This window comes from Rhizobium sp. RCC_161_2 (assembly GCF_041355235.1).
GTDB lineage: Bacteria > Pseudomonadota > Alphaproteobacteria > Rhizobiales > Rhizobiaceae > Rhizobium.
The window spans coordinates 819,402-845,444 of record NZ_JBFUPL010000001.1; the positions used below are offsets into that span (position 1 = coordinate 819,402).

General features: G+C 61.1%; 27 protein-coding genes. 7 read left to right on the top strand and 20 right to left on the bottom strand.

Features of this window, described 5'->3' with window-relative positions:
* The first annotated feature begins 13 nt into the window (after nt 1–13).
* Nucleotides 14–739: a ribonuclease activity regulator RraA gene (locus AB6803_RS03630; RefSeq protein WP_371107579.1), complete on the top strand. Its 726-nt coding sequence runs from the start codon at nt 14–16 to the stop codon at nt 737–739.
* A gap of 66 nt (nt 740–805) precedes the next feature.
* On the opposite strand, the gene AB6803_RS03635 is transcribed toward AB6803_RS03630, so the two are convergent.
* From AB6803_RS03635 to AB6803_RS03710, 16 genes are all read right to left on the bottom strand, one after another.
* Entirely contained in the window at nt 806–2,311 is a 1,506-nt protein-coding gene (locus AB6803_RS03635; RefSeq protein ID WP_371107580.1) for an ABC transporter substrate-binding protein, read from the bottom strand.
* Nucleotides 2,312–3,307, bottom strand: coding sequence for an ABC transporter ATP-binding protein (locus AB6803_RS03640; RefSeq protein WP_371107581.1), 996 nt, complete (start codon nt 3,305–3,307; stop codon nt 2,312–2,314).
* Complete coding sequence (locus AB6803_RS03645; protein WP_371107582.1) at nt 3,304–4,275, bottom strand: ABC transporter ATP-binding protein; 972 nt, start codon at nt 4,273–4,275, stop codon at nt 3,304–3,306. Before AB6803_RS03645 ends, AB6803_RS03640 begins: the two co-directional genes overlap by 4 nt.
* Complete coding sequence (locus AB6803_RS03650) at nt 4,272–5,813, bottom strand: gamma-glutamyltransferase family protein (RefSeq protein WP_371107583.1); 1,542 nt, start codon at nt 5,811–5,813, stop codon at nt 4,272–4,274. Before AB6803_RS03650 ends, AB6803_RS03645 begins: the two co-directional genes overlap by 4 nt.
* Complete coding sequence (locus AB6803_RS03655) at nt 5,810–6,745, bottom strand: polysaccharide deacetylase (protein ID WP_371107584.1); 936 nt, start codon at nt 6,743–6,745, stop codon at nt 5,810–5,812. Before AB6803_RS03655 ends, AB6803_RS03650 begins: the two co-directional genes overlap by 4 nt.
* A gap of 17 nt (nt 6,746–6,762) precedes the next feature.
* Nucleotides 6,763–7,554, bottom strand: coding sequence for an SDR family NAD(P)-dependent oxidoreductase (locus AB6803_RS03660; protein WP_371107585.1), 792 nt, complete (start codon nt 7,552–7,554; stop codon nt 6,763–6,765).
* Nucleotides 7,555–7,559: 5 nt separating this feature from the next.
* Nucleotides 7,560–8,417, bottom strand: coding sequence for an ABC transporter permease (locus tag AB6803_RS03665; RefSeq protein ID WP_371107586.1), 858 nt, complete (start codon nt 8,415–8,417; stop codon nt 7,560–7,562).
* Nucleotides 8,414–9,343 (bottom strand): ABC transporter permease, encoded by a 930-nt coding sequence (locus AB6803_RS03670; protein ID WP_371107587.1) that lies wholly within the window; start codon nt 9,341–9,343, stop codon nt 8,414–8,416. The genes AB6803_RS03665 and AB6803_RS03670 overlap by 4 nt, the downstream gene beginning before the upstream one ends.
* Before the next feature lie 45 nt (nt 9,344–9,388).
* Nucleotides 9,389–10,174, bottom strand: coding sequence for a GntR family transcriptional regulator (locus tag AB6803_RS03675; RefSeq protein ID WP_371107588.1), 786 nt, complete (start codon nt 10,172–10,174; stop codon nt 9,389–9,391).
* Nucleotides 10,175–10,350: 176 nt separating this feature from the next.
* Nucleotides 10,351–11,163, bottom strand: a complete 813-nt coding sequence (locus tag AB6803_RS03680) for a glycerophosphodiester phosphodiesterase (RefSeq protein WP_371107589.1) — start codon at nt 11,161–11,163, stop codon at nt 10,351–10,353.
* 40 nt (nt 11,164–11,203) lie between these two features.
* Nucleotides 11,204–12,091, bottom strand: coding sequence for an ABC transporter permease (locus AB6803_RS03685; protein ID WP_371107590.1), 888 nt, complete (start codon nt 12,089–12,091; stop codon nt 11,204–11,206).
* A 24-nt stretch (nt 12,092–12,115) separates the two neighbouring features.
* Nucleotides 12,116–13,042: an ABC transporter permease gene (locus AB6803_RS03690; protein WP_007695847.1), complete on the bottom strand. Its 927-nt coding sequence runs from the start codon at nt 13,040–13,042 to the stop codon at nt 12,116–12,118.
* An 11-nt stretch (nt 13,043–13,053) separates the two neighbouring features.
* Nucleotides 13,054–13,920 (bottom strand): ATP-binding cassette domain-containing protein, encoded by an 867-nt coding sequence (locus AB6803_RS03695; RefSeq protein ID WP_371107591.1) that lies wholly within the window; start codon nt 13,918–13,920, stop codon nt 13,054–13,056.
* A complete protein-coding gene (locus tag AB6803_RS03700) occupies nt 13,913–14,881 on the bottom strand; it encodes an ABC transporter ATP-binding protein (RefSeq protein WP_371107592.1) in 969 nt (322 codons plus the stop codon). Before AB6803_RS03700 ends, AB6803_RS03695 begins: the two co-directional genes overlap by 8 nt.
* A 10-nt stretch (nt 14,882–14,891) precedes the next feature.
* Entirely contained in the window at nt 14,892–16,499 is a 1,608-nt protein-coding gene (locus AB6803_RS03705) for an ABC transporter substrate-binding protein (protein WP_371107593.1), read from the bottom strand.
* 83 nt (nt 16,500–16,582) lie between these two features.
* Nucleotides 16,583–17,605 (bottom strand): LacI family DNA-binding transcriptional regulator, encoded by a 1,023-nt coding sequence (locus tag AB6803_RS03710; RefSeq protein WP_371107594.1) that lies wholly within the window; start codon nt 17,603–17,605, stop codon nt 16,583–16,585.
* A 281-nt stretch (nt 17,606–17,886) separates the two neighbouring features.
* Between AB6803_RS03710 and AB6803_RS03715 the strand changes: the two genes are divergently transcribed.
* Complete coding sequence (locus AB6803_RS03715) at nt 17,887–18,306, top strand: heme-binding protein (RefSeq protein WP_371107595.1); 420 nt, start codon at nt 17,887–17,889, stop codon at nt 18,304–18,306.
* A 70-nt stretch (nt 18,307–18,376) separates the two neighbouring features.
* On the opposite strand, the gene AB6803_RS03720 is transcribed toward AB6803_RS03715, so the two are convergent.
* The 3 genes from AB6803_RS03720 to AB6803_RS03730 all read right to left on the bottom strand — a co-directional run bounded on the left by AB6803_RS03720 (nt 18,377) and on the right by AB6803_RS03730 (nt 20,092).
* A complete protein-coding gene (locus AB6803_RS03720) occupies nt 18,377–18,955 on the bottom strand; it encodes a DUF922 domain-containing Zn-dependent protease (RefSeq protein ID WP_371107596.1) in 579 nt (192 codons plus the stop codon).
* Between the two features lie 101 nt (nt 18,956–19,056).
* On the bottom strand, nt 19,057–19,599 hold the full coding sequence (gene recX, locus AB6803_RS03725) for a recombination regulator RecX (RefSeq protein ID WP_371107597.1): 543 nt from the start codon (nt 19,597–19,599) through the stop codon (nt 19,057–19,059).
* Between the two features lie 58 nt (nt 19,600–19,657).
* Complete coding sequence (locus AB6803_RS03730) at nt 19,658–20,092, bottom strand: FCD domain-containing protein (RefSeq protein ID WP_371107598.1); 435 nt, start codon at nt 20,090–20,092, stop codon at nt 19,658–19,660.
* Nucleotides 20,093–20,343: 251 nt separating this feature from the next.
* Between AB6803_RS03730 and AB6803_RS03735 the strand changes: the two genes are divergently transcribed.
* On the top strand, nt 20,344–21,375 hold the full coding sequence (locus AB6803_RS03735; protein ID WP_371107599.1) for an aldo/keto reductase: 1,032 nt from the start codon (nt 20,344–20,346) through the stop codon (nt 21,373–21,375).
* Nucleotides 21,376–21,463: 88 nt separating this feature from the next.
* Here AB6803_RS03735 and AB6803_RS03740 read toward each other — a convergent pair whose 3' ends face one another.
* Complete coding sequence (locus AB6803_RS03740; protein WP_371107600.1) at nt 21,464–22,129, bottom strand: GntR family transcriptional regulator; 666 nt, start codon at nt 22,127–22,129, stop codon at nt 21,464–21,466.
* Nucleotides 22,130–22,315: 186 nt separating this feature from the next.
* On the opposite strand from AB6803_RS03740, the gene AB6803_RS03745 reads away from it, so the two are divergent.
* From AB6803_RS03745 to AB6803_RS03760, 4 genes are all read left to right on the top strand, one after another.
* Entirely contained in the window at nt 22,316–23,740 is a 1,425-nt protein-coding gene (locus AB6803_RS03745) for a M20 family metallopeptidase (protein WP_371107601.1), read from the top strand.
* An 84-nt stretch (nt 23,741–23,824) separates the two neighbouring features.
* Complete coding sequence (locus tag AB6803_RS03750; RefSeq protein ID WP_371107602.1) at nt 23,825–24,544, top strand: ABC transporter permease; 720 nt, start codon at nt 23,825–23,827, stop codon at nt 24,542–24,544.
* Nucleotides 24,544–25,269, top strand: a complete 726-nt coding sequence (locus tag AB6803_RS03755) for an ABC transporter permease (protein ID WP_371107603.1) — start codon at nt 24,544–24,546, stop codon at nt 25,267–25,269. The genes AB6803_RS03750 and AB6803_RS03755 overlap by 1 nt, the downstream gene beginning before the upstream one ends.
* Nucleotides 25,266–26,030, top strand: coding sequence for an ABC transporter ATP-binding protein (locus AB6803_RS03760; RefSeq protein ID WP_371107604.1), 765 nt, complete (start codon nt 25,266–25,268; stop codon nt 26,028–26,030). Before AB6803_RS03755 ends, AB6803_RS03760 begins: the two co-directional genes overlap by 4 nt.
* The last annotated feature ends 13 nt before the right edge of the window (nt 26,031–26,043 follow it).

Here is a 26,043-nt window from a genome sequence, read left to right on the forward strand (position 1 = left end):
AAGGATATATCTCATGAGCAATTACGTGCTGAGCAGTGAGACGCGCAACAAGCTGTTGGGCGTCGCCACACCGACCATCGCCACCGCGCTCTTCAAGCGGGGCCTGCGCAACCAGTTCATCCAGGATGTGCATCCGCTGTCGACGAAGAAGGCGAACATGGTCGGCCAGGCCTTCACGCTGCGCTATATTCCGGCGCGCGAAGACCTGAATACGCTTGAGGTCTTCCGCAATCCCGAGCACCCGCAGCGCGCTGCCGTCGAAAGATGCCCGCCAGGCTCAATCCTCGTCATGGACAGCCGCAAGGATGCCCGCGCCGCCTCGGCCGGCTCGATCCTGATCTCGCGGCTGCAGGTGCGCGGCGTCGCAGGTGTCGTGACCGATGGCGGCTTTCGCGACAGCCCGGAAATCGCCGCTCTCGATATCCCCGCCTACCATCATCGCCCTTCCGCGCCAACGAACCTGACACTGCATCAGGCGATCGAAATCAACGTCCCGATCGGCTGCGGCGATGTCGCGGTCTTCCCCGGCGATGTCCTCGTCGGCGACAATGAGGGCGTCATCGTCATCCCTGCCCATCTGGCCGACGAGATTGCCGACGAGACGGTGGAAATGACCGCCTACGAGGATTTCGTCACCGAGGAAGTGCTGAATGGCGCGACCATCATCGGCCTTTATCCGGCAACCAGCGACGCCCCCAAGGCCAAATTCGCCGAGTGGCGGAAGCAGAAGGGCCGTTGATCGGGCGATAAATCGAAACCCCGCCGGTGATCGCACCGGCGGGGTTCTGCATAAAATAATAGATACTTATCCGGCCCAGCTCATTCGATTCAGGAAGAAGCTTTCATTCGGCGTCGGCTGGAAGTTCAGCGGCTTTGCGGCACCGTAGATCGCAATCATCTGATAGAGCGGCACAGCGTAAACATCATCCACGATCAACTGGCTGATCTTTTCATAATCCGCCAACCGCTTCTGCTGATCGAGCGACGAGCCTGCGTCGTCTAGCAGGGTATCGATCTCCGGCTTGGCGACGATCGCCCAGGTGCTGCCCGTGTGGAACAGATAGTTCACAACGCCGTCGGCATCCTGGCAGGCGCAAGAATTTGTGCTGAGCGCCAGGGGCGGAGCATCGACCGGGCCTTTCTGAACCAACTGCAGGAAGGTCGGCGTGTCGACCTGCGAAATCTCGACGTCTAAGCCGACTTCCTGCAATTCCTGCAATATGGCTTCCGCCACGCGCTGGTCAAAGAAGGTGCCGACGGTCAACTGGAACTTCGGCGGCTTGCCGGCGCTGGCAATGAGGGCCTTTGCCTTGTCCGGGTCATAAGGCAGTCCGGTGATCTTGTCGCTCCAGCCGAAATGCGCCGGTGTCATCATCTGAGCCACCGGCTTATCGAACCCACCGAGAATGCCCTGCGTGATGCCAACCTTGTCCACGGCGTATGCGAGCGCCTGACGCAGTTTCAGATTGTCGAAAGGAGGTTTGTTCGGGTTGATACGGAGAAAAGACATTCTCTCCGTCAGTATCGGCAAGGCTTTGACCGTCTCCGAACCTGACAATTGCGCCGCCTGATCGGACGTCAGGGCGCGGGCAAAATCGGCCACACCGGCCTGCAGGTCGGCAAGTCTCGTGGAGGCGTCAGGCACTGCGCGGAAGACTGCCTGCTCGAACGGGCCTTTGTTGCCCCAATAGCTGTCGTTGCGAACAAGCGTCACGGCAACGCCGCGATCCCATTTGGCGAACTTATAGGGGCCGCTGCCGACAGGTGCCAGATTGAACGCCTGGTCGCCGACTTTCTGAACGACGTGCTCGGGGACGATGGACAGCTTGGTGAGCTGCGCAAGCAGCGGCGGGTAGGGGCTCTGTAGCGTCAGCGTCACCTCATGCTCGCCGGAGACCTCGGCCTTCGCGATCTTGGCGAACTGGCTGCGCTGCGGGCTCGCCAATTTCGGATCGATGATGCGGTTGACGCTGAAGGCGACGTCTTCCGCCGTCAGCGGCGTACCGTCGTGAAAGGTCACGTCGGCGCGCAGGGTGAAGACGATTTTTGTGTCGGACAGGCTCTTCCAGGAGGTGGCGATCTCGGGGACGATCTTGCCGCTATTGTCGCGCGTGACGAGATTGTCGAAAATATTGCGATAGACGAAATAGCTGTCCGGATTCCATTGCAGCTGCGGATCGAGCGTCGACGGCTCATTGACGAGATCCACGACGATCTGCTGCTTTTCAGCAGCCTGGGCCAACATGGTGAACGGAAGAAGAGCGAGCCCGAAGACCGCCGTTAAAACAAGAAGCTTTCGAAACATCATCATCTACTCCTTTAGGAAATCGGGCGTTCTCACATGGCATGCCGCGGAATGGCCACCCTGCTGAACCGCTTCAAGCTCAGGCGAGACCGTCCGGCAGATCGGCACGGCGATGGGGCATCGCGTCGAAAAGCGGCAACCCGCTGGGGGATTGGCCGGGCTCGGCAGATCCCCTTGCAGAATGATGCGTTGCCGGCGGCGCTGTGCCTTGGGATCGGGCAGCGGCACGGCGCTGAGCAGCGCTTCCGTATAGGGGTGAACCGGCTTTGTGAAAACCTGCGCCGTCGATCCGGTCTCCGCGATCCGGCCAAGATACATCACCGCGACGCGATCGGCGAAGTGGCGCACCACGGAAAGATCATGCGAGATGAAGAGATAGGACAGGCCCAGACGCTGCTGCAATTCGAGGAGCAGGTTCAGGATCTGCGAACGGATCGATACATCAAGCGCCGAGACAGGTTCGTCGAGAATGAGCAGCTTGGGCTGTAGCGCAATGGCGCGGGCAATGACGATGCGCTGACGCTGGCCGCCGGAAAAGGCATTGGGCTTGCGGTCGACGTGGCCCGGATTGAGACCGACGAGTTCGAGCAACTCCCCTACCCGTTGCCGACGTTCCTCCCGCGTGCCGACGCCATGGATGATCAGCGGCTCGGCAATGCTCTCCCCGATGGTCAGCTTCGGATTGAGGGCAGACACCGGATCCTGGAACACGATCTGGATGTCTCGCGAAAGATCGGCGCGGCGCACCGAGGCATCGCTCGTCACATCCTCGCCCTCGAAGACAATCTTGCCCGATGTCGCGCTCTGCATCCCGAGGATCGTCGCGCCGAGAGTGGACTTGCCACAGCCGGATTCACCGACCAGCGCCAGGCTTTCTCCCGGTGCAATATCGAGATCGACGCCGTCGACCGCCTTCAACCAGCCGACCGGACGACCGAGAAAGCCGCCACGGATCGGGAAATGCACACGAAGGTCACGCACGGAAAGAAGCGGCCCGGTCATGCGAGCCCTCCCGTCAGATATTGATGCCAGCAGGCGGCGCGGCGATCCGCGCCAGCGGCCACAAGCGGCGGCGTCTGCCGACAGTCCTCGTCAGCCAAGGGACAGCGCGTCGAGAACCGACAGCCTTCCGGCCAGGCGCCGATATCCGGAACAGTGCCGCTGATGGTCGGCAATAGCGCCTTCGCCTTGCCATCCAGCCTCGGAATGGTCGATAGCAGCATCCGCGTATAGGGATGCCTCTGTTCGTCAAAAATAGCATCGACGGACGCCTCTTCGACGATCCGGCCGGCATACATCACGGCCACGCGGTCGGCGATATCGGCGACGACGCCCATGTCATGGGTGATCAGCAGGATTGCAGTGCCGGTTTCGGCACGTAGCCGCTTCATCAGCTCCAGAATCTGCGCCTGGATCGTCACGTCGAGCGCCGTCGTCGGCTCGTCGGCGATTAGCAGGCGCGGCCGGGTGATCAGCGCCATGGCGATCATGGCGCGCTGGCACATGCCGCCCGAGAGTTCGAAGGGAAACTGGTGGAAGCGCATGGCCGGCTCGGGAATGCCGACCTCCTCGAGCATGGCGATCGCCTGCCGCTGCGCCTCCCTGCCCCCAACGCCGCGATGAACGATCAGGCTCTCGGCAATCTGCTTGCCGATCGGCATCAGCGGATTGAGCGAAGCGACCGGCTCCTGAAAGATCATCGCCATCTCGTCGCCGCGCAGCCGCTTCATCGCGGCATTATCCAGACCAGCCAGCTCCTTGCCGTTCAGCCGGATCGACCCTTTGTTTCTCGCGGCGACACGCGGCAACAGGCCCATGACCGAAAAGGCCGTCATCGACTTGCCGCAACCGGATTCGCCGACCAGCGTGACGATCTCGCTGGCGGAAACCGAAAAGCCGACACCGTCGACGACGGGCTTGCCACCGATCGAGATATGCAGGTCTTCGACGGTCAGGACCGGAGCGGTCATCTGGGGTCAGCCTCGCGAACGGCAGCCCATGGGTTCTTCGGATGAACCATGCCCGTATTGATGCCGCTACGCCGGAGAACCGCCGAAGGAACAGCGAAATTGACGGGGTAGAGCGTGTCATCGATGACTTCGACATTGAATTCAGAGGCGACGGTCGGTGCCACGTCGGATGCTGCTGTCCTATTGACACGGATGGTCGTGCCGCTGGCGTCGATGCGCGGGCTGAGGAAGGCATCCTCCAGCGACAGACCATAGGCTGCGACATAGGTGAGGATCTGCGTCACTGCCGGAACGATCTGCCGGCCACCGGCCGCACCGAGCGCCAGCTCCGGCACGCCGTCGCGCGTCGCGACGATCGGAGACATATTGGCCAGCGGCTTGCTGGCCGGCGCGATGGAGTTGGGCTGGCCCGGACGTGGGTCAAACCACATCATGCCGTTATTGAAGGCGAAGCCCGTCTCCGGCACCACGACTTTCGAACCGAAGCGTGACAGCAGCGTGTTTGTGAGCGAGACCATGGTTCCGTCAGCGTCGACAACACTGAGATGGCTGGTGCAGCTCTCTCCGGCTGCATGGCCAAGATTCTTGAGCCGATATTCGCTGGCGCGCCTGATTGCGCGGGCAAAGGCCAGAGCCGCAATCCCACCGAAGGGATCATTGTCCGGAAGGCTGGTCTCCAGTTCGGACAATACCGCGCAGAGTGTCGGGCCGCCCGAAAGCTCCGGCACGGAATGGACCACAAGTCCCTTGAACTCCTGCTTCAATGGCGCCAGCCAACGCGGCGCGTAGTCGGCGAAATCCTGTTCCGAAAGCACCGAGCCGCCGTCGGCAAGCCCCTTGATCAACTGGTGGGCAAGCTCACCCTCATAGAAATCACGCGGGCCGGCGGCGGCCAGCCTCTCCAACGTCCTCGCCTTCGCCTTCATCGGCAGGAAGGTCGTCCGTCCACCCTCCGGCACGCGCGGCGCACGGCCATTGTGCAGAAACAGTTCCGACGCTGCCGGAAATTGCGCCAGATTGGCCCCGTCGATCGCCAGCGCCAGCGCTGCATACCAATCAAGCTGCAGGCCGCGATGCGCCTGCTCGATGGCCGGGGCGAGGGCATCGGCCCAGGAGATCGTGCCAAAGCGTGCGAGCGCTTCAGCAAAACCGGCAATGGCGCCTGGTACGCAGATCGAGCTGTGGCCGATCAGATTGCGGTCACCTTCGACCGATGGCCAATCGAACCAATCGCCATCGCGGCCGGGAACGAGCGGATAGTCGGCGGGATTGATCGCGGCAGGCGAGATCACGTTGAAATCGAGGACATCCACCGCGCCACCGGCATCGGCACGCACCATGAAGCCGCCACCGCCGATACCTGAAAGCCACGGCTCGACGACGCTGAGGACGAGCGCCGTCGTCACCGCAGCATCGATGGCATTGCCGCCCCTCGACAGCACAGCGGCTCCGGCTTCCGCCGCTCGCCAATTCTGGCAGGCGACCATACCGTGTCTGCTGCGCGTTTCATGCTTTCCGATGTGCCAGGTCTCGCTCATGCGTGCGCTCCAGACTGCGAGGGACCGAAGCGGGATCGGCCGATGGCGGAAGGAATGTCCGGCTCGACGGCAAAGCGGGCCCGGTTATTCGACGACGCATGGTGACGAGCGATATCGGCAGCGGTGGCGACCCAGCTTGTCGGCTCGGCGGTGATCGCGTCGAGCAGCTTTTCCAGCATGGCGATGCGCTGCGCCCGGCCTGAGATCCAGTCGTGGATAGTCAGCGTGAACAATCCGCCGAAGCGGTGTTGGGCACGCCATTCCGTAAGCCAGTCGTCCAGTACCTGAGCGCCGGCGGACGGTGCCCAACGTTCGTTGCCGCTATTCTCGAACTTGAAGAAGATCGCATCATCCAGCGCCCACTGCACGGGAATCTCGACCACCCCGTCGATCTCATAGGGATGATCGAAGCCCATGAGGGAGGAGTCGTAGGCAAGGCCGTTGTGGCGAATCTCGGCCAGCATATGCGGCGTCATTTCCCAGGCCGGCGAGCGAAAGCCCATCGGCTTCTGTCCTGTCTGGGAAACGAAGAGCGCCAGGCTGGCATCGAACGCGGCGCTGAATTCCTCGTCACCGATATCGCCGACGAGCTCGTGAAAATATCCGTGCAGCCCAATTTCGTGCCCCGCGTCAACCAGCGCCGGCAAAAGCTCAGGATTGGATTTTGCAACGACGCCAGGCACATAGAAGCTTGCTCTAACATCGTAGCGTGCAAAGAGATCGAGGATACGGGTCATGCCGGTGCGCAGGCCGAAGCGGCGGACCTCCAATCGCGACAGGCGATTGGACAGCCCCTCCCTCTGTTCCCAGAGAAAGGGCGAGGTCGCGTCGACATCGACGCTCAGAAGAACAGCACTCTTCTTGCCTTCCGGCCATTCATAGGCGGGAAAGGGTGAGAAGCTGCTAGGAGGTTCGACCGTATCCTGGGCCATGTCCTTTTCCTCCCGACTTACAGTGGCTTCTTCTTCGCCTGATAGACGGCAAGCGACCCAATGGAGTTGCCGCCGTCGGTCGCCAGCGTCGAGCCGGTGATATAGGCAGCGGCATCGGACGCAAGAAAAAGGACGGCATTGGCCGCATCAGTCGGCTGCGAAGGACGGCCGAGCGGGATGTTGCCGAGCACGCTGTCGATATGCTCCTGCGTCAGGTGGCTGACTTCGCTGCCGGGCGCAAAGCCAGGTTCAACGATGTTGACCCGGATGCCGAACTCGGCAAGCTCGATGGCAAGACCCTTGTTCAACCGGTCAAGCGCCGTCTTCGAAACGCAATAGGGCACAACGCTGCGCCGCATCTTGCGCGCCGCACCGGAGGAGATGTTGATGATTGAACCCTTGACGCCCTGATCGATCATCTGGCGCGCTATCCCCTGTGACAGCAGGAAAGGCGCACGCAGATTGATACCGAAGATTTTATCCCAGTCGTCAGCATTGATATCGAGGAGGAAGCCGGATGGGTAAATGCCGGCATTGTTGACCAGAACGTCGGCCGCGCCCCAATTTTCGGCGACATAGGCGAGCAATGCCTCGATATCGGCATCCGATGTCAGATCCGCCGCAAATTGCAGATGCCCGCTGCCTGCGAGACTTTCGGTAGTGGCGCCGAGGCGGGCCGGATCTTTGTCCGTCATAAGGACATGCGCCCCGGCATTTGCAAAAGCCTGGGCAATCCAGCCGCCGAAGATGCCCGCAGCACCTGTAACGACAACGCGTTTCCCTTTGAAGTCCTCTGAAAAATCAACCATGTAACTCAACTGCTCCGTGGGTCGAGGCGATCACGCAGGTGATCACCGATGAAATTGACGGAAAGAACGAGAAGAAAGAGCGCGGCACCGGGCATGACGGAAAGCCACCAAGCCGTTGCGACATAATTGCGCCCGGTCGAAAGCATCGCGCCCCAGCTGGCCGTCGGCGGCTGCACGCCGAGGCCAAGGAAGGAAAGGCCGGCCTCGAACAGCACCATCAGCCCGAATTCAAGCGTTGCAACAACGATCAGCCCGCCTGCAATATTCGGCAGGACATGCCGCCAAAGGACGCGAAACCACCCCGCCCCCATGAACCGGGACAAGCGCAGATAGGGCATGTTGGCGACTGTCAGCGTCTGGCCATAGGCAACGCGCGCATAGCGCGGCCAGCGGGTCAACGCCAGGATCAGCACGACGTTGAGAAGACCGGGACCAAGCACCGCAACCGTAATGATCGCCAGAAGAATGGCCGGCACGGAGAGAACGATATCGACCAGCCGCATGATGAGCGTCTCGGTCCAGCCGCGGTAGAAAGCGGCGAGCATACCGATGACGGAGCCGAAAATTCCCGACAGCAGTACGGAGGCGACCGCAACGAACAGCGAAACCCGAGCGCCGTAGATCAGGCGGCTGAGCGTATCGCGTCCCAGTTCATCGGAACCGATCAGATAGAGCGTATTGCGCGCCACCGTGCCTGGCGGCTTCAGCCGGCCGAGGAGATTTTGCGTGTTCGGATCGTGAGGCGCGATCAACGGAGCGAAGATTGCCATCAGCACGATCAGAGTCAAAACGACGACCGAGATGACGACGCCCGTTGGTGTGCGGCGAATAAGTCTTACCGATCCGGCGGCCGAAACGCTCATGCTTGCCTCCCGGAGAGACGAATGCGCGGATCGATGACGCTGTAGAGAATATCGGCGAGAAGATTGAGCAGAATGGCGGCGGCCGCGCCGAGCAGCACGACGCCCTGCACGATCGGGAAATCACGCGCGCTGATTGCTTGTATCGTCAACTGGCCAAGGCCCGGCCAGGCAAATACGGTCTCGATAATGATGGCGCCGGTCAGCAGGTTGGCGATTTCGAGCGCCGATATCGTCACCAGCGGCACGGCTGCGTTGCGCAACAAATGGCGTATGACGATGCGCGCCATCGACAAGCCCTTGGCATGGCCGGTGCGGACATAGTCCTTTTCCAATTCATCCAGAACGGCGGTGCGGGCGACACGGGCGAAGGTCGCCATCGACAGGAAGCCCAGGGCGAAAGCGGGCATCAGCAGGCTCACCATGCCGCTTGCACCCGATGTCGGGAGCCATCGCAGCACCACACCGAACAGCATGATGAGCAGAATGGACGTCCAGAAGGTTGGCATCGATTGACCGATCAGCACGAAGCTCATCAGCCAGCGCGATTCCCAGGAATGACGGCGCACGGCGATGAGAACGCCGATCGCCACACCAAGACCGAACGCCACCACCAAGGCGCCCGATGCGAGCGACAATGTATAGGGAACACGGCTGCCGATGATATCCAAGACGGGCAGATGCTGAACATAGGATTGACCGAGATCGAAGCGCAACAGGCCTGCCAAGAAACGAAGATATTGAAGATAAAGCGGCTGATCGAAGCCGAGGGCCGCCCGCATGATGTCGATATCGGCCTTGCTCGCATCCGGCGGCACGAGCAGCAGCACGGGATCGCCGGTCAGCCGTTGCAGAAAAAAGACGAGCGTTACCACGCCGAACAACGCGACGAAGGCCTGCAACAGACGCTTGGCGATGAATGCAGGCACGTCTTGCTCCCATTATTGGAGACCGCAGGAAAACTGAAGGGCGCGCTAACTCGCCCGCTTCGGGTTGACTTCGCTCTTGGATAAGACGGTTACGGGCAAATCCGCCGCCGATGCCTTCGCCTTCTTCGAAGTTGGCTCGACGGCGACAACGTCGGCTTCCAGAAACCGCGCCCGCGTGAATCGCGCAAATGTCTCGCAGATTTCCGCCAGACATTCGCGTGCCGCTTGCGCACGACCCGAGCGCTTGGCATCGACAAAGACATTCCAATCGGCCAGCGGCAATTTCTGACCGCCACTCGCCTCGAGGAAACCGACATAACGCTCTGATTTATCCCAGAGATTTTCGAGCCAGCCGGCAATCAACGGCGCTCTCAAATGCGTCACCAGCAAATGCTTCAATTGACGCTCGTAGCGTCGCGCCAAAGCGATCTGCTCCTCCAGGCCGGCAGCGTGCGCGGCAACCAAAGCCGCATGCATATCGCACAGCGTCTCCAGACGCCTGAATTCTTCCGGCGGCAGATCGACATCGGCCAACAACGGTTCAAGCTGGCGACGGCCGAGGATCACCTCCCGCAGACCGATGGCGGTGATCGGCGTTACCTTCCAGCCGCTGCGCGGCTGGGACGAAACGAAGCCGGAATGCGCCAACCGGGCAAGAGCAGTACGCACGATGCCGCGCCCCACGCCATAGTCCTTGCAAATCCCGACCTCGGACAGCCGCTCGCCAGGCGCAAGCGCGCCGGAAATGACGGCATGCCTCAGCCTGTCCTCGGCAATCGAGACAGCATCCGGCATGCCGGTCGGCAGGAAGGGGCTTTGAGTATCGAACATGAACGCAAAACTAACATCTCAGTTTTGAAAATTGAAGTGTCAGTTTTGCGCGGACGAGCGATATTGCAGACTATTTTGCTGAACCAGGGATATGTTCAGGAAAATAATCGGCAATGAGATCGACCGCGCCATCCTCCGATCGGCGGATGCCACGGTCATAGCCGGAAAAAGCCGGTTCAGCCTTCGAGTTCAGCGGCACTTCTGCTCAGCATGCAAAGAAAATCCACATCGTCGCCGATCAGGCCGTCAATCAGCCTGTCCTTGACGCAACGCCGGATCATCGGGAGCGGGTCCCGGCCGCTCTGCCAGTACTTCGCAATCCGTTCCGGCAGCAGCAGGCTCAGGCGCACCGCGATCCCGGCTTCCTGCAAGGCTTCTGCGTCGGCGCGATGAAAGTAGTTCAATTCCAGCGAGACACCATCGATACCGCCTAAACGCATGGAGTTGATCAGATCCACCGGACGATGATGCAGGATCGCCTCCGTCTGCAAGCGTGGCTCGATTTCCTTCACGCGGCGCAGATCGAGATGATCGAAAGAGGAGATGGCGACGTGTTCGAACGCGTCCATGTCCCGCAGCGTGCCGATCATGACATCGGCGAGGCGATCGGCGCGTTCACGCTCCTTCATCTCGATGGCAAGGCGCGTGTCGGTCTGCTTGGCCCAGGCGACCGCTTCGGCAAGCGTCGGCGCGCGGGCGCCGGCAAAGCGAGGATCGAATTTCGCGCCGGCATCCAGCGCCAGAATATCGTCGAGATCATGATCGCCGACAAAGCCCCAGCCGCCGGTGGTGCGCTCCAGCGTGCGGTCGTGCATGACGACAATCTTGTCGTCGCGGGTCAGCATCAGATCGATCTCACTCTCGTTGGCACCGGCATCCACGCCCTTCTGAAAGGCGAGAATGGTATTTTCCGGAAAATGCCGGCTGAAACCGCGATGGGCGGCAATGCGAAGCGATCCGTGGCGGGCGGCGTGAAGAGACAAAGGCACGGGAATTCTCCTTGGATATGAAACACTTATTGCTGAAAGCTTAGTGCAGCGTCGGATCGAAAGCGTCGCGCAGGTAGTCGCCGATCAGGCTGATCGACAGCGACAGCAGGAAGATCACGAGCCCCGGCAGCATCGAGATCCACCATTCGGTCATCATGTAGTCACGTCCGGCTCCCACCATGCTGCCGAGGCTTACCAACGGCGGCTGGATGCCAAGGCCAAGGAAGCTCAGCACCGATTCCTGCAGCAGGATTTCCGGCAACACCACTGTCAGGTTGACCAGCACGACCGAGAGAATGTTCGGCAGCACATGCATGACTGCGATACGCGCGGTGCTCGCCCCGTTGCGCTTCAGCGCCGCGACATAGCCGCGCTCCAACTCCAGCCCGGCCATGGTGCGGACGAGCCGGGCATAGCGCTCCCAGCCATACAGGCCGAGCAGCCCCATGAAGAGCCAGAGGTTGTCGCCGAAGAAGGCAAGTACGGCGAGCGCGATGATCAGGAACGGCATTGACGCCTGGAAATCCACGGCCACACGGATCAGCGTGTCGGCAAATCCACGACGAAAGGCAGCGAGCAGGCCGAGCATCGTGCCGAGCGTGACGCTGATCGCCGATGCGCCGAGCGCGATCAGGAGACTGGTGCGAAGTCCGTAGAAAACGCGGCTCAGAATATCGCGGCCGAGCTCGTCCGTGCCGAGAACATGCCGAAAGGTACCGCCGAACAGGAGCGGTGGCGCCTTGCGGGCATGAAGATCGATCTGCGCGAAGCCGTAGGGCGCAAGCACATTGGCGAAGACTGCAAACACAATGAAGGTGACGAGCACGATCACGCAGATCGCGGTCATCAGATCCAGCCTGGCGCTGCGAGGCGACCTCCCGGCCTTGGCCTTGGTCAGATCGTCCACGCCGGTTGCGGCATTCGCCATGGTGATACCTTTCGAAAAGACGGCTCAGGCCGCCGCCCGATGCCGCAGGCGCGGATCGGCGAGGATGTAGAGAAAATCGATGAGCAGGTTGGCGCTCACCATGGTGGCGGTGACGAGAATGACGATGGTCTGCACAATGTTGAGATCGCGCTGCGCCACCGAGGAGACGAGAAAGCGGCCGACGCCGGGCCAGGCGTAGACGGTCTCGACCACAGCCGCTCCGCCGATCATGCCGCCGATCAGGAATCCGAGCATCGTCAGGAGCGGCAAAGCCGCATTGGGCATGACATGCTGCCACAGGACAGCACGCTCGCCGATCCGCTTGGCGCGTGCCGCCAGGATGTAGCGTTGCCCCAAGACCTCCAGCGTGCTGGAACGTACGAAACGGGCGATGATGCCGGCATTGTAGAGACCGATGACCAGAACCGGCATGACCAGATGCGCCGCCGTCGATCCGCCGCCGCTCGGCAGCAGCCGCAGCGACACGGCAAAAAGCTGGATCAGCAGGATGGCGATAAGGAAATTCGGGAGGGAGTGCATCAGCACCGCCAGCGCCATGACGAAGCGGTCGATCAGACTGCCACGGTTCTGCGCGGCGAGGATGCCGAGCGGCACGCCGGCACCGAATGCCACCACCAGCGCGGCTCCCATCAGCTCCAATGTGGCGGGAACCTTGGAGAAGACCAGCGTCAGTGCATTCTGTCCATTCACCAGCGACGTGCCGAAATCGCCGCGCAGAAGATGACCGAGATAGGAGAAGTATTGGATGTAGAGCGGCTGATCGAGGCCCCATTGCTGACGCATCAGCGCCACGACTTCCGGCGGCGTCTCGATCGGCAACAGCGAATGCAGGGGATCACCGCTGACGCGCAGGATGATGAAGGTAAAGGTCACCGCAAGAAAAAGCGTGACAGCGGCCCTAAGAAGGGCGCGGATGACGGCCTGGAACATCGCGGGTCTCCCTAGAGCGTTTCGAGAACGGTATTTGTCTGGCGCAGCCGCTGCCGGCGCCCGCGCGGGACAGCGGCCAGGAGCTTCGCGGTGTAGGGATGCGCAGGGTTCGAGAAAACCTCTTCCGTGCGGCCGGTCTCGACGATTTCACCCGCCTCCATGATTGCCACGCGATGCGACACATGGCGTACGACCCGCACGTCATGGCTGATGAACAGCAGGGACAGGCCACGGGCGCGCTGAAGTTCGAGCAAGAGATTGAGCACTTGCGCCTGCACAGACACGTCGAGGGCCGACACCGGCTCATCGCAGAGCAGGATTTGCGGCTCGACGATCAGGGCGCGGGCAATGGCAACGCGCTGACGTTGACCGCCCGAGAGCTGATGCGGAAATTTCTGCAGGGCCGAAGCTGGCAGGCTGACGGCCTTGAACGTCTCGGCGGCGCGGTCGTGGCGACCGGCGGGCTCGCCGATTTTATGAATCGCCAGCGTTTCCAGCATCTGATGTCCCACGGTGCGGCGTGGATCGAGCGCGCCAAGCGTATCCTGGGAGATCACCTGCAGGTGCTTTGCCAGCCCTCGCCTGTTCGGCTTCATCAGACTGCCGAAAGACTGGCCGAACAGCTCGATCTCTCCCGAGGTGGGCAACCTGTCGCCGCAAAGAAGGGAAGCAAGCGTGGACTTGCCGCAGCCGGATTCCCCGACCAGCCCTAGCGTCTCGCCGGGCTTCAGCTCCAGGCTCACATCCTTGATCGCGTGAAAGCCCTTGGTTCGTCGCGGCAACAGGGAAAAACCGGACGAGTAGGAGAATTGCAGGTTGCGGGCGGCGAGCGCGAGAGCCGCTCTATTCCCATTCAACTGCGACCTTGTCTCAGACATCGTGGGCACTCCATGGATTGAAGCAGGCAAGCGACGCCGCGCCCGCGATCAGGGGCGGAACCGTGGTCGCGCAATGCGCCTCGACGCGCGGGCAGCGCGGGGCGAAGGCGCAAGCCGACGGCATGGCGTCATGCAGTTTCAGTTCGCCTGGAATATCCGCCAGCTTTTCCAGCGGCGTGCCCCGCCCGGGCATCGCCTCCAGCAGCAGTCGCGTATAGGGATGGCGCGGATTGTCGTAGATGTTGTCAGTGGTATTCAGCTCGACCAGCGATCCCGCATACATCACCGCGATACGGTCGCAGACCTCGGAGACGAGATCGAGATCGTGGCTGATGAAGATCATCGGGATGCCGCGCTCACGTACCGCCTTCACCAACAGCGCCACCACCTGCGCCTGAACGGTAACGTCGAGCGCCGTCGTCGGTTCGTCTGCGATGATCAGCCGTGGCTGCATGGCAAGCGCGGTTGCGATCATCACGCGCTGGCACATGCCGCCGGAAAATTGCGCCGGATAGGCGTTGTAGCGCGTCTCCGGCTGCGGAATGGCCACTTCCGCCAGAAGCCGCAGCGCCTCGGCATGCGCCTCGCTCGCCGACATGCCGGCGCTCATCGCCGCCTCTGCAATCTGCGAGCCGATCGTCCGCACCGGATCGAGACAGGAGACCGGCTCCTGAAAGATCAGGCCGATAGAGGGCAGTTTCGACCGCGCCATCGCCCCGAGTTCCGCCGCGTCATACATGGCGTCCTCAAAGGAGATGAACCCGGTGGCGCTCGCCGTCGGTCCAAGCAGGCCGGCAAGGGCGAGACAGGTCACGCTCTTGCCCGAACCGCTTTCCCCGACGATGCCGAGGATTTCACCCTCGGCAAGGTCAAAGGAGACATTGTTGACCGGATGGGACCGGCCGGTCTTGGTCCGAAACGTCACGCTCAGATTGTCGACCGAAAGAACAGGAGTGGCCATTGAGAACGGCTCAGCTCTTCTGCTCTTCGAAGGAAAGGCTGCCTGCGCCCAGATCCATCTGGAAGGCCGGCAGTGGTTGCCACTTTATGCCGTTGCGGATGCCGAAGAAGACCGCGTTCTGATGCAGAACCGTCTCAGCCGGATCTTCCCATTCGGCCAGATGCAGCATGTCGCGGAATATCTTGGCGCGGTCGGCTGGATCGACCGCCGTCTCCATCTTAGCGCCGAGGGCATCGAAATCGGCATTCTGCCAGATCTTGAACGAGTTCAGGTTGCCCGCTGCTCCGAACTGGGTATAGAAGGAGATGAAGGGATCCGGGATCTGCGCCGTGCTCGACCAGTTGCCGGTTGCGCGGCTGGACGTGCCTTCGAACAGCTTGCCGCCTTCGACGAACTTCATCTTGGCATTGACGCCAACGGCCTGCCACATGGCGACCACGGCCTGCGTGACCGGATTTTCCGCCGCGTAGTAGTTGTTCTGCGAGCGAACTTCGATTTCCTCACCGTTGTAGCCGGCATCCTTCAGAAGCTGCATGGCCTGATCCGGGTCGTATTTATAGGCCGGATAATCATTGAGATAGACGGGGCCATACAGCTCGAACTGCAGACCGTTCGGAACCCGCGTGCGGCCGTTCCAGATCGTATCGACGATGGCCTGGCGGTCGATGGCGAGGATCAGGGCCTGGCGGACGCGCGGGTCCTTCAGCGCCGGATTGGTCTTGTCGAAAAAGAGGATGCGATGGTTCGGAACCGGGCCGCCGACGATCACGTGGCCGTGACTATCGGAGACGGAAGAAAGTTGATCGGGCGGCAGGTCCGTGACGATATCATAGTCACCGGCGAGAAGACCGGCGATGCGCGAGGAGACTTCCGGCACGATGCGCAAGGTCACGCGCTTGGCGGCCGGCTTGCCGCGGAGCGCCTGGTCGTGGGACACAAGGACCACGCTTTCGTTGGCAGTATAGCTCTCGACCTTGTAAGGGCCAGCACCGACCGGCTTCTGACGCCAGGTCGTCCAGTTGCCGCCATTCTTCTGCCAGGCATCCTTGCTGATGACCGAGGCGGCATAGCATGCCAGGCGCTGCAGGAAGATCGGATCCTGAAACTTGGTGACGAAGCGCACCGTCAGCGGGTCGACCACTTCGACATGATCGAGGCTGGTGAAGCTGGTGCGATAGGTGGGATAGCCCGGCGCATCCTTGTTGAGCAGTCGCTCGGGACCGAAGGAGAAGGCCACGTCTTCGGCGGTCATTTCGCGGCCATCATGGAAGATCACGCCCGGACGCAGCTTCATTTCCAGAACGGTCGGCGAGATCCAGGTCCAGGACGTGCCGAGATTGGGCTTCACGGAGAAGTCCCCCCGCATGTCGAGGGCAAGAACCGTTTCGTGGATCGAGTAATTGTTGCGGAAAGCGACGTTGCTGGCCGCGTCGACCGTCTCCTGCGAGACCGGGTTCAGCTGAACGGCGATACGAAGCTCGGGCCTGCTATCGCCGGCATCGTCCGCAAAGGCGGGCAGCGCCGGCATCAGGGTCGAGAGGCTGGCAGCCGCTCCCATCAACAAGGTCGTGCGGCGGGTAATGACCGTATTCAGGCCATTGAAGGTGTTCTCGGGCATCGGCGAGCTCTCCGGTTCTGGCTTGCACAAACGTTTGCGCAAAAGAAAAAAGACTACCTGCCGTGAAAAACTACTCTTTCGAACTAAGCAGGAGGAATTCGCCGCAAACTAGGGACGTCCGATGACGCACGTATGACAAGTTCCGGCGGAACGAGCCGCATAGGCCGTGTGGCGGCGCGAGCTTCCGGCGAAAGGCCTGTCAGCTCAATAAGCAGATCGAGCGCGGCTTCGCATAGGCGGTCTGTTGGTTGCGCCACCGTCGTCAAGGGCGGCGACCAGTAGGCTGTGTCGGGGACATTGTCGTAACCGACGACGGATACATCATCAGGAATTGTCAGCCCCATTTCCCGCAATGCCGCCACGACCTCGATCGCGAGCCCGTCGCTTCCGCAAATGAAAGCGGTTGGCCTTGTCAAAGGCGACATCAATATCTGACGAAACGCGTCGTGCTCCGCCTCCCCTCTTTCAAACGAGATGACGCCGCCTTCGATCGCGCCAGCGCTTTCACTGACCACATCCCCGAAAATCGTCCGGCGATCACGAAGAGCGCTTCGGCTTTCGCGATAGACAAAGGAGATGCGGCGATGTCCGAGCCCCACCAGATGATCGAACAGCAAACGCATGCCGCGCCATTCATCGGTCAGCACCGCCGGTTTCGACCCGGTAAGACCACCGCAAAGCGTCACATGCGCCTTGCCCATGCGGTCGAGATGATCGCATAGCGCCTCATGGCCGGGCAGATCGGTGACCATGACCACGCCATCGAAAAAATCATCCTGAAACAGATGCAATTGTCCGGCAACCTCGCCGGCATCGGCTTTTGCCTGCGCCACCAGCAGCTCCATCCCTCGCCTCTGCGCTGCCGCCTGCAGGCAGCCGGTCAGATGCGGCTGGTAGTGACCCGAGAGGCTGCCGACGATGGCGCCAAAGACGCCAGTGCGGTGGGTTCTGAGTGAAGTTGCCAGCCGGTTGACGACATAGCCGACCTCGCGCGCCGTCGCCCTGACACGCTCCTGCGTCTCCAGGCTAATACGGGCATCCGTGCGGTCGTTCAGGACACGCGACACCGTCGCCGCCGAGACCCCGGCCAGCCGCGCCACTTCCATGATTCCTATTCTCGCCGGTGTCTTCACATCTTCCCCCAAAAGGGCTCATCCGCTGCGCGGCGACAATGGCGAAACACCACCGCCAGGGCAAGCCGCCGGCTCCGATATCAAGCTGCACGCGCATTCACCTGACGCGCTTATGCCGTTCTGGAACATCAGTTTCACCGGATTTCTCCCGCGCAACGACGCTTCTTCGCATTGCCAATCGGGAGAACCCCGGTCTAGCTAGGGTGGATCAACGTAGTGCGATAAGCATTTGTTATTACAGGAGCGACCAATCCATGTCCGTTATGCGCGAAACTTTGACCCTATCTCATTCCGGCGCGGTGCAGGCGCTTGTGGCCGCGATTGCACATGCCGAGAAGATCGGCGTTCCGCAATGCATCTTCATCGTCGATGTAAGCGGCGAGACCATCACCAGCATCCGAATGGACGGCGCTAAGTATCTGAGCATGCTTACGGCCCGCGCCAAGGCTCGGACAGCTGCATCGAGCAATGCGCCGACAGGCACCATGTCCTTCGAATTCGGCACGGCCGCCGGCATCGCCTCGCAGGGCGGCGTTACGCATCTGCCCGGCGGCTTGCCCATCCGCTTCGGTAGCCGGCTTGCCGGCGCCATTGGTGTCGGGTCCGGCACCGGGGATCAGGATTTCGAAGTCGCTCGCGCCGCCCTTGCCGCCATCGGAGCTGATGCGGTTTAAGAAATGCCTCCCTGCCGGTGCCTGCGTTCGACGTTCCGCGCAGGCACTCCCGTACACATGGCGGCGGCTTCTACTGCTCTCTCACCAGTTTCAGCACGAGTTGCTGGAGATTGCCGCCGTCGCTGAACTCGACCTTGTCGAAGTCGCTGTTTCGCTGCCGCTCTCTTTTGGAAATCTCACCAAGGCGCTTCGTCAATTCGACGCGGATCGTGCTGCATTTCGGGTCATTGGGCACAGAGAAGCTGACGCTCATCGCTTCGATTTCCTTGACCATGTCCTTGATGAACCCACCATGCACGCGCTCATGCGCTTCGACGCCGGCAATGAAATGCTGCCAGCTCCTGCGGGTCGCGCCAGTCAGTTGCGCAGAGGGTTTCGGCAATGTGTAGGTGATGATCAGCTTCGGTATGTTGACGGTGATCATACAGGCGCCGTCCGGCTGCGGCTCGTATTTCCGCGTCCAGGTCAGCTTGAAATCGGTATGGGCAATTGCCCTCGTTTTACCGCCAAGGAACGGACCGCGCTCGCCAATCGAATCATAGAGTTCCGCGCCGGATTTACCCGCGATAGCATAGGTCTGCACCTTTTCTACCGCTTGCCATTCCGCCTGCGCGACCATTGGAAACGAGGCCGCGCTGATCGCCAGCATACAAAGTCGAACGCTTGTCCTCACAGAAATCCCCGCCGAGCCAATACCTTACGGCGGCGAACTTAACCATCATAGGCTTTATATTCAATGAGTGTCAGCGCTCAAGAAACGGATGAGGAGATCAGCAACTCTTCCGCTTCCTCCAGGCTCATGTCGAAAACCATCTTGCCAATCCCGAAGCTGAAGCCATTGCGGGCGAAAGCCGACAATTCCTTCGCCTTCCGCTTGTCATCGAGATCACCGCGACGGAATGGCCCGAAGCCGCGCTTTCGGGCGAAGATGACAGCAGCGCGCGCATCGTCCGCTCCATCCAGCGCCGCGATGACCGTTTCGCTGTCTATCCCCTTCGAGGAAAGCTTGAAGGCAATGGCCTTCTTCGATTTACCAGAGCGCACGGCCGAGCGCGTGCTGATCTCGGCATAGGTGACATCGTTGAGCGCATTCTGGTCGTAGGCAAACTTGACCGCGAAATCGGCAACGGCCTTGATCTGCTCATCGCTGATGTCTTCGAACTTCTGCTTCGCCTTCTTGGTAATAGCATCGAACAACTGCTTCTCGGTCATCATCTTGCGTTCAAGACGATAGATCGTCGAGTTGCGCGCCCAGCTGAGCATTCGCGGTGTCGGTGTCGGAGTTTCATCCATGGCGGAGAGATATTCGCGGATCGATGAGGCGAAGATTCGGAGTTCATCGATTGTTACGTTACGCTCCCCACTTGCGCAATGCGCCGCTACTCCGCGAAAAATCCGCATTCTCGGCGGCGATGCGCTCGATGGCGGCGAAAGCGGTGCGCAGATGCGCCTGCATCACCTTGGTCGCGCCTTCCGGATCGCCCGCGACTACGCGCTTGACGAGATCCTCATGCTGGGGAAAGATCATCTCCAGCCAATCGATCCTTTCCAGCGAAAGATATCGAAGACGGTCCAGTGAAACTTTTGCCGAGGCGATCATGCCCCAAACATGGGGATGGCAGGCGATTTCCATCAGTGCGCGGTGCATCGCCTCGTCGGACAAGAAGAAGCCGATATGGTCGCCCTTGCCGATCAGCCAGCGTTGGTCCTCCAGAAACCGATGGAGCCGTGCTTCCTTGTCTGCATCTTCAGCAGGTTTTCCGCACCATTGATAAGCTGCTGGCACAGAGACCCGAGATCTTTTTCGAGTAATCGACGGCGCGACAAAAACGACACCGTTCAAGCGCGAAATCCGCTTGGTCGCAGCCGCATGATTGGCTATGGTTGCCGTACGGCCCTAACGCGGAGGTGTTGAGCGCCGTACATCATTCGACGGCGGAGGCCGTCTCAAGCACGACATCGCTATAGATCACGGAGCTCCGGCTCTGCCGACCGCTTTGCGGATCGGATGCGGGCGCTCCATCAGAGGAGGCAGGAATGGATTATCGCAAGCTCGGCCCCAGCGGGGCTGTCGTCAGGGCCTATTGCCTTGGCACCATGACGTTCGGCGCGGAGGCGGACGAAGCGGCATCCCACAGATTGCTGGACGACTATTTCGCCTGGGGCGGCAATTTCATCGACACCGCCGACGTCTACAGCGCCGGCAAGTCGGAGGAGATCATCGGACGTTGGCTGAAGGCCCGGCCAAACGAGGCTCGGCAGGCCGTGATCGCCACCAAGGGGCGCTTTCCGATGGGCAACGGCCCGAACGATATCGGCCTGTCGCGTCGGCATCTCAATCAGGCATTGAACGACTCGCTGCGTCGCCTCGACGTCGAGCATATCGACCTCTACCAGATGCATGCCTGGGATGCGCTGACCCCGATCGAGGAGACGCTGCGCTTTCTCGACGACGCCGTTTCCGCCGGCAAGATCGGCTATTACGGCTTCTCCAACTATGTCGGCTGGCACATCGCCAAGTCCGTCGAAGTCGCCAAGGCGCGTGGCTATACCCGGCCGGTCACGCTACAGCCGCAATATAATCTGCTGGTCCGCGATATCGAGCTTGAGATCGTTGGGGCCTGTCAGGATGCGGGCATGGGCCTGCTGCCGTGGTCGCCGCTTGGCGGCGGTTGGCTGACCGGCAAATACAAGCGCGATAACACCCCGACCGGCGCGACCCGTCTCGGTGAAAACCCCAATCGGGGCAGTGAATCCTATGCGGCGCGCAATGCGCAGGAGCGGACCTGGGCAATCATCACCGCAGTCGAGGAGATCGCCAAGGCGCGCGGCGTCAGCATGGCGCAGGTGGCGCTTGCCTGGACGGCAGCGCGGCCGGCCGTAACTTCGGTGATCCTCGGAGCCCGCACGCCGGAACAGCTTGCTGACAATCTTGGCGCGGCGAAATTGGCGCTGTCGGAAGCCGAAATGGACAGGCTGAACGAGATCAGCGCGCCACATCCGGCGGAATATCCCTACGGCACGGGCGGCACCAACCAGCGCCACCGCAAGATCGAAGGCGGCCGATAAGGCGAGATCTGGCGGCGGTAGGGATCGCCCTTCCGCCGCTAGCCATTCGTGAGCATGGCGAAGCAAGCTCGCTTTGCGGTGATATTTTTCAGTTCGAAGAGGTCGGCCCCCAGGACTGACGGATATGAAACACCGTCAGTCGCTTCAGTTCCTCAACATCACCCTTCTCGATGGCGTCGATCATCAGATGATGCTCACGTCCGGATTGATCGACGCGTGCGCGGGTGCGCCATTGCGAGACCGGGGCTGAAGAGGTGCGTTGCCGGATCTCGGCGACGAGATCGACCAATTCCTTGTTGCCGCCAAGCGTCAGCAATTCGCGGTGGAACGCAAGATTGGCTTCATAGAGCTCAAGCATAGTGCCGAGGAGGATCATCTCGTCGAAGCGCTTGGCAAGCGCGCGCAATTTCACAATGCTGTCAGGCGATGCATTCGCGACGATCTGGTCGGCGATCGCCGTCTCCAGGATGACGCGGATATCGCTGACTTCGACCGCACGCCGTCCGTCCTGCTCATAGACATGATAACCCCGGTTGGGCACATGTTCGACAAGCCGCTTCTGTGCCAGCCGGTCCAGTGCGCGACGCACTTCCGGCCTGGTGCATCCGTAGCGCCGCTCGAGATCGATCTGCTTGAGCCAGGTGCCGGGAGGAAGCAATCCGCCGAGAATATCCTGGAGAATCTGATCGGTGACATCGCGGGACGCCTCGCTTTCGGTATCCGCCACGTCACTTTTCAACTCGACATCGCTCATCGCAACTCCCCTGCCATTGCGTGATCGATATCACGTTGCCACGGATTTCTGTAGCCGGCTGCGTCTAATGCAGCGGGGACCTTTTGATGAAAATTTATCCATGCCGATATATTGCGCAGAATTTTTTTGTATCCTAAATTGGCGCCAATTTTGGTAACTCTATAATCCGAGCTCGGTCGAAACGCCATGAAAAATTCATCAGAAATCTGGGATGTGGTCGAAGCAAAGCGCCAGGCGTTCTTCGATCTCAGTGATCGCATCTGGGGTATTCCCGAGACCAATTATGAGGAATTTCGCTCCGCGGCCGAGCACGAACGGCTTCTCGAGCAGGAAGGCTTTCGCGTTCATCGCAATATCGCCGGTCTGCCGACGGCCGTCATGGGCGAGGCAGGCGAAGGTGGCCCGGTGATTGCCATTCTCGGAGAGTTCGACGCCCTACCCGGCCTCAGCCAGGAAGCGGGAATTGCCGAAGAGCGCCCGATCGTCGCCGGCGGCAACGGCCATGGTTGCGGCCATAACCTGCTCGGCTCAGGCTCGATGCTAGCTGCCGCCGCCGTCAAGGATTACCTGGCCGCCAACGGACTGAGAGGACGGGTCCGCTATTACGGCTGCCCGGCAGAGGAAGGCGGTTCGTCCAAGGGCTTCATGGTGCGCGCCGGCGTCTTCGACGATGTCGACATCGCCATTTCCTGGCATCCGGCCGCCTTTGCCGGCGTCAACAATCCGATTTCGCTTGCCTGCAACGAGATCAATTTTCATTTTTCCGGTCGCGCGTCGCATGCCTCGGCAACACCACACCTTGGCCGCAGCGCGCTCGACGCGGTAGAACTCATGAATGTTGGCGTCAACTATATGCGCGAACACATGCCCTCGACGGCACGGATCCATTACGCCGTCACCGATACCGGCGGCAACGCGCCGAACGTCGTACAGGCACGCGCGACCGTTCGCTATCTGGTGCGGGCACGCACGCTTCCGGAATTGCTGACCCTTGTCGCACGGGTCAAGAAGGTCGCCGAGGGCGCGGCGCTGATGACGGAAACCACCGTGCGCAGCGAGATTATCAGCGGCGACGCCAATCTGGTCGGCAATGCGCCGCTGGAAGAGCTGATGTTTGCCAATCTCGAAAGGCTCGGACCGCCGGTCTACGACAGCGCGGACGAGGAAACTGCCCGCAAATTCCAGGAGACCTTCAGCACCGAGGATATCGCCGCTTCCTATGGCCGCTTCGGCCTCAAGCCGAAGAAGGGCCAGGGCCTTTGCGATACCGTCTTCCCGCTCGGCGCCGGCGACGGGACGCTGGTCGGCTCCACGGATGTCGGTACGGTCAGCTGGGTCGTGCCCACCGTACAGATGCGCGGCGCCACCTATGCCATCGGCACACCAGGCCATTCCTGGCAACTGGTCGCGCAAGGAAAACTTCCTGCCGCCCATAAGGGCATGGAGCATGCAGCCAAGATCATGGCGAGTACGGCTCTCGATCTCATCCTTGACCCCGCCCTCATCGAGGCGGCCAAAGCCGATCACAAGGCTCGCCTCGAGGATACGCCCTTCGTCAATCCAATCCCTGATGACGTTGAGCCGCCTTTGCCGGAGAACAACCATGGTTGATGCCGTGGCCCCCTCGACAAACGAGATCCCGAACATGTCGTTTCCCATTTCCATGCCGACCCAAAGCGATCGGCTGGGCCGACAATGAACCAGCCAGGCTTCTTCGATATCTTAAGTTTCGGGCCTGACGGTTGGGCGAAGGCATTACTGGCCGGCGCGTGGATGACTGTTCTCATTGCCATCTCCGGCTATGCCATCGGCATTGTCATCGGCGGATTTGGTTCCTGGGCAAAGGTCTCGGGCGGCCGCTCCACCCGCATCGCCGCCGATACCTATACGACCGTGTTGCGCGGCATTCCGGATCTGCTGGTGATCTACCTTCTTTATTTCGGCGGTAGCGCTGCAGTCACGGCAATGGGCCGTCTGTTCGGCGCGGAGGGGTTTGTCGGCTTTCCAGGCTTTCTGGCGGGCTCGCTGGCCGTTGGCATCACGTCGGGCGCGCAGCAGACGGAAGTCTTTCGCGGCGCCTTCAAGGCCGTGCACCGCGGCGAGATCGAGGCCGCTATCGCCTGCGGCATGTCGCGCTGGCTGCGCTTCCGGCGCATCGTCGCGCCACTCACTCTGCGCCACGCGCTACCCGGCCTTGGCAATGTCTGGCAGGTGGTATTGAAGGAATCCGCCTTGGTCTCGATCACCGGCGTTGCCGAGCTGTTGCGTCAGGCGCAGGTCGGCGCCGGCTCTACCGGCCTGCCCTTCGATTTCTATCTGATTGCCGGGCTTCTCTATCTGGCCATCTCGACGGTGTCGGGCGTGTTGATGCGGCAGGCGGAACGCTACTTCAACCGCGGCGTCAGGAGGGTCTGATGGACTGGAATTTCCTCAGCGAAACCTTCGTCAGCCTGATCTCCGCGATCCCGTTGACGCTCTCGCTCGCCGGCTTGTCGATCCTCTTCGGTGCGGTGCTGGCGCTGGGGCTTGCCATGGCGCGTCTGTCGGGCATTACGGCGCTCGACCAGTTTGCGCGCTTCTATGTCTTCCTCTTCCGTGGCACCCCGCTGCTCGTGCAGATCTTCCTGATCTATTATGGCCTCGGCCAATTCCCGGCGGTTCGCCACAGCATTCTATGGCCGATCCTACGCCAGCCTTACTGGTGCGCCGTCCTGGCGCTCACGCTGAATACGGCTGCCTATGCCAGCGAGATCATTCGCGGTGGCCTGCTGTCGGTGCCGCATGGTCAGATCGAGGCGGCGCGCGCCTGCGGCATGGGGCGCTTCATGCAATTTCGACGCATCATCTGGCCGCTTGCCATGCGCCAGGCACTGCCAGGCTACGGCAACGAGATGATCTCGATGGTCAAGGCGACCTCGCTTGCCTCCATCATCACCCTGATGGAAGTGACCGGCGTTGCCGCCAAGCTCATCTCGGAGACCTACCGTGCCATCGAGGTGTTTATCGTCGCCGGCGCGATCTATCTCGCCATCAACTTCCTGCTGACCCGCCTCATCCAGCTGCTCGAATATTGGCTGAGCCCACATCTGCGTCAGCCGCGACCCATACTCATACCGACCACCGAAGGAGATGCGCCATGACCGACACGGCTCCCGCGCTCAGCGTCCGGAACCTGCACAAGAGCTTCGGTCCGGTCGAAGTCCTGAAGGGCATATCCCTCGACGCCCAGCAGGGCGATGTCATCTCCATTCTCGGCTCCTCCGGCTCGGGAAAATCGACCTTCCTTCGCTGCATCAACATGCTGGAGACACCGGATTCCGGAGATATCACGGTGGCGGGCGAGACCATCCACATGCAGTCCGGCCGCAAGGGCAATCGCCCGACCGATCGCCGGCAGGTGGATCGCATCCGTTCCAGGCTCGGCATGGTTTTCCAGAGCTTCAACCTCTGGAGCCACAAGACGGTTCTGGAGAACATTATCGAAGCACCCATTCACGTGCAGCGCCGCCCAAGAGCGGAATGCATCGAGGAGGCGGAAGCACTGCTTGCCAAGGTCGGCATTGCCGACAAGCGCAACCATTACCCCTCGCATCTTTCCGGCGGACAGCAGCAGCGCGCCGCTATCGCCCGCGCGCTTGCCATGCAGCCGAAGGTGATGCTGTTCGACGAACCGACATCCGCGCTCGATCCGGAGCTGGTCGGCGAAGTCCTGCGCGTCATGCGCGGGCTTGCTGAGGAAGGACGCACCATGCTGGTCGTCACCCACGAGATGGGCTTTGCCCGCGACGTCTCCAGCCGCGTGATCTTCGTCCATCAGGGACTGATCGAGGAGGACGGGAAGCCGCACGAGATTTTCGCCAATTCGAAATCGGAGCGCTTCCGCCAGTTCATTTCCAAATAAATCACCTATACGA